The sequence below is a fragment of the Staphylococcus sp. HMSC034C12 genome (assembly GCF_001835895.1).
Classification (GTDB): domain Bacteria; phylum Bacillota; class Bacilli; order Staphylococcales; family Staphylococcaceae; genus Staphylococcus; species Staphylococcus hominis.
On sequence record NZ_KV826344.1, the window covers coordinates 1 to 9,778 of the forward strand.

9 protein-coding genes are annotated in these 9,778 nt (G+C 30.2%); 1 reads left to right on the forward strand and 8 read right to left on the reverse strand.

Features of this window, described 5'->3' with window-relative positions; genetic code table 11:
- Window positions 1-75: 75 nt before the first annotated feature.
- From HMPREF2629_RS08855 to HMPREF2629_RS08890, 8 genes are all read right to left on the reverse strand, one after another.
- On the reverse strand, window positions 76-387 hold the full coding sequence (locus HMPREF2629_RS08855) for a DUF960 domain-containing protein (protein WP_070813296.1): 312 nt from the start codon (window positions 385-387) through the stop codon (window positions 76-78).
- A 93-nt stretch (window positions 388-480) separates the two neighbouring features.
- A complete protein-coding gene (locus HMPREF2629_RS08860; protein WP_070813297.1) occupies window positions 481-819 on the reverse strand; it encodes an SAUGI family uracil-DNA glycosylase inhibitor in 339 nt (112 codons plus the stop codon).
- Between the two features lie 88 nt (window positions 820-907).
- Complete coding sequence (gene ccrC / locus HMPREF2629_RS08865) at window positions 908-2,587, reverse strand: cassette chromosome recombinase CcrC (RefSeq protein ID WP_070813298.1); 1,680 nt, start codon at window positions 2,585-2,587, stop codon at window positions 908-910.
- 224 nt (window positions 2,588-2,811) lie between these two features.
- Window positions 2,812-4,455 (reverse strand): DUF5906 domain-containing protein, encoded by a 1,644-nt coding sequence (locus tag HMPREF2629_RS08870; protein WP_070813299.1) that lies wholly within the window; start codon window positions 4,453-4,455, stop codon window positions 2,812-2,814.
- The gene (locus HMPREF2629_RS08875; RefSeq protein ID WP_070813300.1) at window positions 4,452-4,823 is read right to left on the reverse strand and encodes a hypothetical protein; all 372 of its coding nucleotides are present in this window, start codon (window positions 4,821-4,823) and stop codon (window positions 4,452-4,454) included. Before HMPREF2629_RS08875 ends, HMPREF2629_RS08870 begins: the two co-directional genes overlap by 4 nt.
- Window positions 4,816-5,925, reverse strand: a complete 1,110-nt coding sequence (locus tag HMPREF2629_RS08880) for a DNA polymerase (RefSeq protein WP_070813301.1) — start codon at window positions 5,923-5,925, stop codon at window positions 4,816-4,818. The genes HMPREF2629_RS08875 and HMPREF2629_RS08880 overlap by 8 nt, the downstream gene beginning before the upstream one ends.
- A gap of 194 nt (window positions 5,926-6,119) precedes the next feature.
- Window positions 6,120-8,108: a hypothetical protein gene (locus HMPREF2629_RS08885; protein WP_070813302.1), complete on the reverse strand. Its 1,989-nt coding sequence runs from the start codon at window positions 8,106-8,108 to the stop codon at window positions 6,120-6,122.
- A gap of 99 nt (window positions 8,109-8,207) precedes the next feature.
- Complete coding sequence (locus HMPREF2629_RS08890) at window positions 8,208-9,137, reverse strand: helix-turn-helix transcriptional regulator (RefSeq protein ID WP_070813303.1); 930 nt, start codon at window positions 9,135-9,137, stop codon at window positions 8,208-8,210.
- A gap of 79 nt (window positions 9,138-9,216) precedes the next feature.
- Between HMPREF2629_RS08890 and HMPREF2629_RS08895 the strand changes: the two genes are divergently transcribed.
- Complete coding sequence (locus HMPREF2629_RS08895; RefSeq protein WP_002490405.1) at window positions 9,217-9,645, forward strand: VOC family protein; 429 nt, start codon at window positions 9,217-9,219, stop codon at window positions 9,643-9,645.
- The last annotated feature ends 133 nt before the right edge of the window (window positions 9,646-9,778 follow it).

Below are 9,778 nucleotides of genomic sequence, written 5' to 3' on the forward strand. Positions count from 1 at the left end.
GTGTTTTTCATCCTTGCTAAATATAGCTTCTGTGCGTATGGTACTTTTAATTGTCTTCATATTTGTTCCTCCTTTTTAGTATTCTTCTGGTAAAAGCATCACATAATAAAAAACGTCTACATCATCTTCTCGGATGACGTAGACTTTCTTAGGTATTGCGTTTTGATTTTTTACATAGTTTGTATAATGATATTCTAACTTGTATGCGGGCTGTTCTTGTTCATGTGTAATTGACAACATATTATCATCTTCTTGTAGTTTGAAAATGTGTAGGTAATCTGTATGAGGTTGATTGTCCCGTTCTTTTACCATATTCCAAAGTAAGATTTGAAGGTCTAGTGGAATACTTTCATTAATTCCTCTTGTGATGTATCGATTGATTTTCATACTATTTTTCTCCATTATGTTTTTCTTTCATGATCTCAATGACTTCATTGATAACTGTGACAGATAGTTGAGCGACCTTGATCCAATTCATAATTACTGGCCCCCTTTTTGTAACAAGTAGCGTTCATCAATAATAATTTGATGAGTATCATTTAAAAATATAAAGTCTAAATCAAAATTATCTAAATAACCTATTGCTACTAATTCCTTATCTAGATAACATAAAAAAGGGTAAATGCTGATTTCATGTAATTCATCATTGTAATAGGTAAAAGTATTTAAAATTTTATGTTCAAGTGGACTATTTTTAATGTATTTTTCAGGTAATACATCTTCAGCCACCGCGTCTACGGTTTCACAAGCCCAAGTTTCTTGATAATTTAATTTAAATCGTTCAGTAATATACGTTTTAAGTTGTTTGCTTAGCGTCATTATAATGACCTCCTTAATTAATAATGTGTACTCCATAAATAAAATATATATTTATAAAATATTTCAAAATTCCTTCACTTTTGTCACTCTAAAAAAGTGGTAAAAGTGATAAATTTTCAATCCTATTTTCATTTGTGACATTTATCACAAAGTTAAATTTAGGCATAAAAAAATTCCCACAATCCTTTTTAATGGATTGTGGGATAAGACTTTCGTCAATTTTATACCTTACAAGTTTTACTTGTTTATCTGTCGTAATTTCAATTGAATCAATTAACACTTTCATAAGTTGATTTTTAGCTTCGGGTGTAGCCTTTCTTAAGTACACGCTGAATCGTGTTATCATCAAAGTGAGTCGTCCTTTTAATTTATCAAAATTGGGTATTTCATCCTGTGATTGATTTGCTTGTTGCGCTTCTTTAATTTGTTGATCTAATACTTCTAACTGTTGATTCATTTGACTTTGTTTAGCTTTTAACATTTCGCTATCCATTTGATCATCTAAGAACAATTCTAACAATCGTTCTTGTTGTGTTTTAATCTTTGCTTTTTGTTTTTCTAAACTATCAATATCATATTTTATTTCTGTTTGTTTACTATGCTTTTGTTTCAGTTCTTCGATCACATTTGACGCAATCTGCTTGATAATATCTGATTGAGACAGAATACGATTCAAATGAACATTGATTACGCGTTCGACGACTTCAGCATTGATGGAATTACTATGACAAGCAGAACTCCCAGAACGGTTAAATAATGAACAAATGTAATAGCGTTTGATTGTCCGTTCTTTTGACTTTTTCGTTTTATAATAAGTCCGTCGACATACCATATTATTTCCGCATTCTGGACATTTAATAAGGCTACGTAAGTAGAAATCTCCACCAATAGGTCGACCCGGTTTAAAACTTTTAGAAGCTAGTTTCTCATGAACTTGATCAAATACATCTTCACTTATAATGGCTTCATGCTTACCTTTGACCAATATCACATCATTTTCATCACTTTTACCACCTCTTCGCTGAACTGCCCAGTTTTGATGGTTATTAAATCTAACAAAACCTTTATAGACTGGATTATTCAAAATATATTTCACGCCAAACACTGAAAATGGTTTTTGATTAATAGTGCGATATCCTTTTTGATTTAGAATTGTCGTGATTGCTTTAAGTCCTTTATTGTGATTCAAATATAAATCAAAGATTTCCCGTACAATATGAGCTTCATTTTCATCAATAACTAAATCATTTTTCTGTGTCAATGGATTAAGTAATAATTTGTAGCCTAAAACACGACCGGTGATTGCCTCTCCGCTCCGTGCTTTAGCATTCATCGACATCTTGACATTACTGGCCAGTGTTGAACGTTCGATTGATCCTATTAATCCAAACATTGTAACTAAAACTTCACCAGAAGCATTGGATGTATCAATATTCTCAGAAATCGATTTATAACCTACGCCATGCTCTTTGAATTCATGAATAATATTAAACACGTCTCTCATTGATCGTGAGATACGATTCAATTTCCAACTTAACACTATTTCGATTTTATTATCCTTAACATCTTGTAATAGACGTTTCATTGCCGGACGACCTTCAATATTTTTACCTGAAATGCCTGAGTCAGTATATGTCTCATAGTCATAACCTGGGAAATTTTTCACAACTTCTTTGATGAGTAGTTGTTCCTGCTCCTTTTCAGAATAACCATGTTCTGACTGCTCAGACGTACTAACACGTGAATAAAGTGCAATTTTACCCTTCATATCATACCGCTCCTTTTATTAGATTATTGCTACAGACCATCGGTCTTGTAACAACATATAGATAATATATATTTATAATTTCGTTTCATTTTTATCACTTTTACCACTTAATCATATGAGTACTACAGGCAACTGCCTGTAGTACGTAATTAGATTACTTACCTTTATTGATACGTTCTTCTATGATAGGCACAAGCACTTCTACAAATGCTTCAATTTGTTCATTATTCATCGTCAAAGTCCTCCCAATCAAAGTCCAAATTCTCTTCATCTAATGCCTCATCGTCTGTTATATTTTCATTTTTATCTAATGAAATAATATTATCTTTTTCCGAAATATCATGAATCTCTTTTTTATTGGCTTCTTTCCAACCTAAATCAATCCAATAATCGTAGCCATTGTATAGTTTGGTTTGAGTATCAAAGTTTGCTTGAATTAACTGATTAATAACCTGAGAACTCACCTTTATTTCTTCATTAATAACTTTATTTAACTGGGATACTTTGATTCGTGATCCTGATTTGATTTCTATAAGTTTTCTGAGTAAATTAATACACGCTTTCTGATGTGCAATACTTGCTGATTTACTAGAAACAAATTCATATCCAAAATTTAACCAATCATGAGAAATTTCAGTAACACGATCATTTTGGAGGTACTCGATATCATTTTTTACAATTTGCTTATACACATACATCAAGTAAAGAAAGATTTCTTTCTTTTCATCCTGTAACTTTTTAATTAAGTCAGGGTCAGCTTTTTCAACATAATATTCACATGGAATAACAGCAATTCTACGCTCTAATGCTTTTGCATGTGATGATGGAAAATTGAGTACAGCATTCGTATTAAAAATGAGTTTTAAATCTAACGTAACTTCTACTTGCGTTCTTCCTTTACGGTCAGCATGAATTGGTTCAACAGATAGTAATTTTTTGAAATCATTTACAGTTGCTTCATCAACATTAGCTTTCCCCACTTCATCACTTGCCATAATTCGTTTACCAATTAGGCTTTCCTTATCGAAACGCCCGCCAAGTTCATTAAGTGTTTTAGATACGATATCATTACTATAAAAGAATGACTTAACTAATTTGATATAGACCGATTTCCCATTTTTTGCAGTTCCATACAAAATAAGTCCACGACGTAGTTTAGTATCTGCAGTGAGTAACACCGCTGTATGTTGGAAAAGAAAGTATTGTAAATCAGAATCGAAATTAGCAAGTTCTAGCATATATTGTTTGAAATGTGAAGGTACTTTATCTGTTATGATATCGCTTTTGTCTAACATCAGATTTAAACGTGTTTTAGGGAAGATTTTTATATCGTTTTCAACCACTTTAAATGTCTTTAAACTAAACATGTTTCTCCCACAACCAATATAATTTTTATCCTCATTAAGTTCTTCTATATCTGACGATTTCTGTAGACCTTCAACCACATTTTTCAGTACACTTTGCGTAGGTGTATAACCGATTAACAGTACTTGTATCATTTTTGATACAAATCCTTGCAATTCGTCTTCATTTAGCTTTTGCCAACCATTAATTTTGAATATATACAGTTCTGAATTAAAGCGTTTGATATGAAAAACTTTTATCATCATATCTATTAATATTGTGTCACTTGGTTTCTTCTTAATACCAAAATAGCTATAGATATTAGGTCTATAATCCCTATCTTTAGGGATGTTAAGTTGTAACTTATCGACAAGTTCGTTATAAACTGTTTCACCCTGTGCCGTTTCTTCTATTTCATCGTCATTACCAACACTAATGGTTAGGATAGCAATCAGACCTTGACGGTCGATTGCCTCCTTAGCCACACTTAATAGCTTAGATAACATTTGTAATATATGATTCATGATAATACGCCTCCAAACACATCTAACGATGCTACATCTTGTACATAATAGTTACCGTTATATTGACCTAATAGAATTAAATGTTTCTGATCAATATAAGGCTCATAGTTTTCATGACTTGCGCTATAGTTACTATGACGTTCGAGCCAGTCATTAATTGATAATTGTTGATGTGTCGCATTGACCACAACACTACGGTTCACATAGAATATTTGTTGATCTATCTCTATTTCATACGTAAATTGATGTTTTATGTCGTCTGAGTAATCTGTCTCAGTCACAGAATGTAATGTAGCAACGTATATAGATCCTTCTTTTAACGATGTACTTTGGGGAATTTGAAGACTTTTTCCTCTATCATTATTCATTGTCTATACCTCCTAAAGCTTCCACTGTCACATGTGCAAATTCACCATTAAACAGTTGATTAGCTGTATCTTTCATGAGCTGTGCTACATTTTGTGCAATCTCCTTATCATTACATTCAATCATAATCGCATCGTGTATCGGCACTATAATCTTGAACGTTTTTTGTTCGCACTGTGTTTTGTACACTTCCAACAAAATGTGCTTGAAAATATAGCTCGCTACCGTTTGTACGTAAATTGCCATAATACTACTACCTTGAAATGCGCTCATATCATGTTCAATGCCATAAGGCGTAGGCATTGTTTTATATTTTTCGACTTGCTCCTTAAATTCAATGACCTTCTTGAATTTGCTCATTACTTGTAGCCAGTTAATTTCACTAACCTCTTGATTGATTTTGAATTTAGAACTACTATAACGACCGCCAAAAAGAAATGACCCTATAAATGCACGTTTCACACTCACGCGCTTCTCTTTTGACAAAGATAAGTCTCTCAGTAATGCATCGTATAACCCTTCTTCATGATTCAAGTAGTTAATCAGTTGTTCGTCTTGTGTCATATACGCAGCAACTGATGGTTCGAATGATTTAAAATCTATTGTATAAACCTTTTTAAATTGCGAAGGTAAAATCGTTTGTTGGACTAATTTAGGTAAGCCTTGAACATTAAATCTTTTCGTTGTGATCCGATGTGTTCGTGTGCCAATCAACGATAATTGCGTATATAATCGATTCGTACCATTTAATGACTGATCTAATCTATCAAATAGCTGTTCGATTTTATCAGAATGTTCATCGTTCTTAGCCTTTTCAAGCATTGTCGCTTTGATATCAGGTAATTTATCGGTATCAAGGTTAATAGATTCTGATTCAATCTCTTTCTTTAATGGTTCTAAATTATGGTGTACTTCCACGTATTGGTCTAGCTTAGCTTTTTCATTAGCCAAAAGCTCATTATATTGTTGATCTAGCTGTTGGCTAATTTGTCTTTGTAGCTGCTGAACTTTATCTTGATTTGAAAATTTATTCATTAAAAAGTGTTCTGTTTTATTGCTTTGAGGCAATTTTGTAATTAAATCACGTGTATTTGTTTGATACATAGTGTTTTGCTCCTTCTATAAGTTATTACACAACAATCTCCCGGGTTGATTATCGTGTGAACATCACAACGTTGTATCTATAATATATATGGCTCAAATTAATTACTTAATGGCTTCCATAACATTGATTTCTGTAATGGAAGCGTAAAATTACAATTAAAAAGCCAACTCATTCTTGAGTTGGCTCATTATAGTTATTGTTTTTTTGTATTTGGACTAATATCATACAAATTACTCCTAATTTTAACTGACAATAAATTATCGATAGAAACATTTATTTTATTCTTTAATTTGGAGTCAATATCGCTTTTATCATCAAAAGCATGATATGTTTCTTCTTTATTTTTTCTTCTCTCATCTTTATCATCAACAGCATCATCAGGATAATGTTGCTCTCTTCCGCTAGACTTACTTATTTCAAGAGAAAATGGCGTTAATTTACTTTTTATTCTACTAAGTTCCTTTAAAAACGATCTATAGTATCTTGCATTTTCATCATTCGAATTTATACCATTATTTAGTAAGTAAATACCTAATCTGTCTATTGAATTTTCAACATCATTGAAAAGTTGTTTGAATAAATCTGAATCATCTTTTTCATACTTAAATTTGCTTGTTGCTACTAATTTTTCAATGGTACTACTTCTATCATATCTTTCTTTTTCAAACAATGTTTGCATATTATAATTAATACTTTCCTGACCTATTTCTTGATTCAAATAATTGATTAATAATTGATCCAAAAAGGGCATTTTTATTTTATATTTATCTACAAAATATAAAATGTAACCTCTATTTCCATTTACCCTTGCTTTTACTAAGTTATTACTAAACTCAAAGCAATGGTATAAATAATTAAAGTTTAGTTTCTGATTTCGATTTGCGTTATTAAATTGAATCTTATTATATTCATTTTGGATATCGTTAATAACTTTACCATTGAATTCAGTAATTTTCTCGCTAATTTGCTCCCAATTCTTCACCCCACCGTCTGTCAAAAAATAATCTTTAAAATAATTGAAATGAACCTTATCTTCATCAGCCTCATTGATTGTTTCTTCAATTGCATGAGACAACATTCTATATAATTTGTTACCCTCATAATAATTGCTCTCCAAAACTTTATGCATAAAACTTTCAAGTTGCAATTTTAATTTTTCACTTTCAGAGTACCATCTACATTGAGATTGATATGTAAAATCAGTCAATAATTTTTCCTTTAAAGAAGAATTTTCCATACTTACAATTTCTTTCATTATATCTTCAAAATACTCATAAAAACTATGAGAATCCTCACTTAGTATTACTTTTTCAATAGTTGGAATATGTTTATAATTATTATCTGACTTTGGTAATGGATGCTTATCAAGTATTTTCGATAATATATCTATAATTTGATATTGAAGTCTATTAAATTCATAGTTAGATCTTTGAGAAATGTATCTTTCACCAAATTGACCTCTTTCATATTCAGGGTTATTAGAATTATAAAATGGCTGATATTTTGCAACATCTACACCATACATTTTGTTCAATAATTTTAATTTGTTCGTGAAAGTTGTACCCTTGACTCCTTGTTTCTCTTGTAAATGTCTTTTTTTATAAGTTATTTTAGGATTTTCTTTTACAAGATTGAAATAACTAGATACTTGATACTTATATTCAGATTTTTCTTTATTGTAGAGATAAATATCAATATAAACCTTAAACACCTCTTGAAAAGCTTGCTTTTTATTTTTAGAATCATTCATGAGTTGCTTTAAAGCATTATACAATTGATTTTTATCCTCTTCTAATGTTTGATTTGAAAATTTGCATAAATACCATTCTTTAGTCACATCAATGTCATTTGTTCGCTTATTTAAATAACAATGTTCTTGAATGCCTCGTTGAATACTGCTTAATGATTCACTTTCAAACTGTATTTTTATGCCTTGACTATCCAATATTACTTTACCAAAATTAATCATAAACTGCTCATATGTACTAATAAAATCTTGTACCTCTCCTGCATATTCTGGTTGTAACAACGGTGATAATGGAATTTTATCTTCCATAGGCAAAATTTTAAACTTTTTGGTACACTCTTTTATATTATTTATAATTTGATCATCGATATGAACCGTATACTGCATATATGTAGTATTTTCAGTAGATTTTAGAGCTGTAATATTTTTATTCACTTAATTCACCTTCATTGACCCATCTTTATTTAATTATAACTATTTATGTATGCTGTAGCACTACCACCTTTTTTCATCAAAATTAAGATTAATTTGCTATTAGTACATACTTATTATTTTGGTTAATTCAGTTTTAACAGCATATTTCAAACTAATAGGAGATTCTACTTTGACATTGGCACCACATGTGACTATTAATTTAGCTATAAAATCTATATCTTTCGTGTTCACTTTTGATTTAAACAAATATGTCTCTTCTTTAATATTTTCAATCATATAGTCACTCCATAGGTATCCTTTCAAGATATTTAATCCAATAATATTACTTCTAATTTGTATATCAATCGTATTTTCGTTTTCAATCATGAACTGTTGAAAATTCTGCATAGTTATTTCATTACATTCTTGAGTTTCTCCTATTTCATATACTTCTTTTATTTTAGAAATATTTAACAACTTCACTAATTTTGATTCTATATTAACAACAACGAAGTACCACTTTTGATTTTTATATAAGATACCAATACCTTTATATTGACCATTCAAGTAGTTTTGTGAATAACAGATTTTAAATGACTTACTACCAATTGTTAATCTAATGATTTCATTAAATATCTTATAACTTTTGAACTGATATGTATCTTCATTAAAATATTGAAATATCTCATTATACTGGTTTATCAATTCTTTTTTATTCGAATTATTATATAACTTTTTTAATATTTCTTGATATTCTGTTTGAAAAGGTAACTTACTAACATTGGAGATACTTGAAAGTGTAAATACTAAAGCTTTCAATTCTTCGTCTGTGATTGCTATTTTCGTTTGGTTTCGATTACCTATGGTCATATAACCGCCATTTTTCCCTGTACTACTATATAAAGGCACTCCTAATGCTTCAATTTCCTTTATATCCCTTAAAGCAGTACTACGAGAAATATTAAATTCTGACATTAAATCATTTAACTTGAAATTCCTTTTTTTATTACAGTATTCAATCATATGATATAATCTAACAGATTTTTTCATTATTATTCCCCTTTTAGTATCAATAGGTGACACTAATACAGTATATACTTATTTATAACAAATTTAAGGAGGAAAAACTATGAATTTTCAAGTAAGTCCCTATTTTTTAATTATAGAAAATGCAGATGGTTTGAAAAGGTTGTATGAAGAGCTGTTTGGCGCTAAAACACTGTATATCCAACGTATCAAGGATAGACCGACAGATAAGCAACTTAATATCGATAAAAAAGATTTAAATAAAATTGATCAATGTGTACTTCAATTTGGAGATATAAAAATTATGATTGCGGATGATACCGAAGGTTTACCTATAACCCAAGGTAATAATATATCGCTTTGTATTACTTTTGACCATGTAGAAGAAACTAAGTGTGTGTATGACCAGTTAATAGAAAAAGGCAGTGAAGTATTAAAAGCATTCAGCCCAGAGTTCTATACTGAAGGTTATGGTTATGTAAGAGATCCTTATGGTATATCTTTACATTTATTTACGAAAAGGAAAGGTTAAACCAAGTTTCTAGTGTTCTATTACAGATATTGGTACAACTATAAGGACATTTGGGAACAAATTATCGCATGTTTTTTCAATATAAAAAGCCATGACATTATTGGACTGACCCCAATTAGTGGGAATTATATAA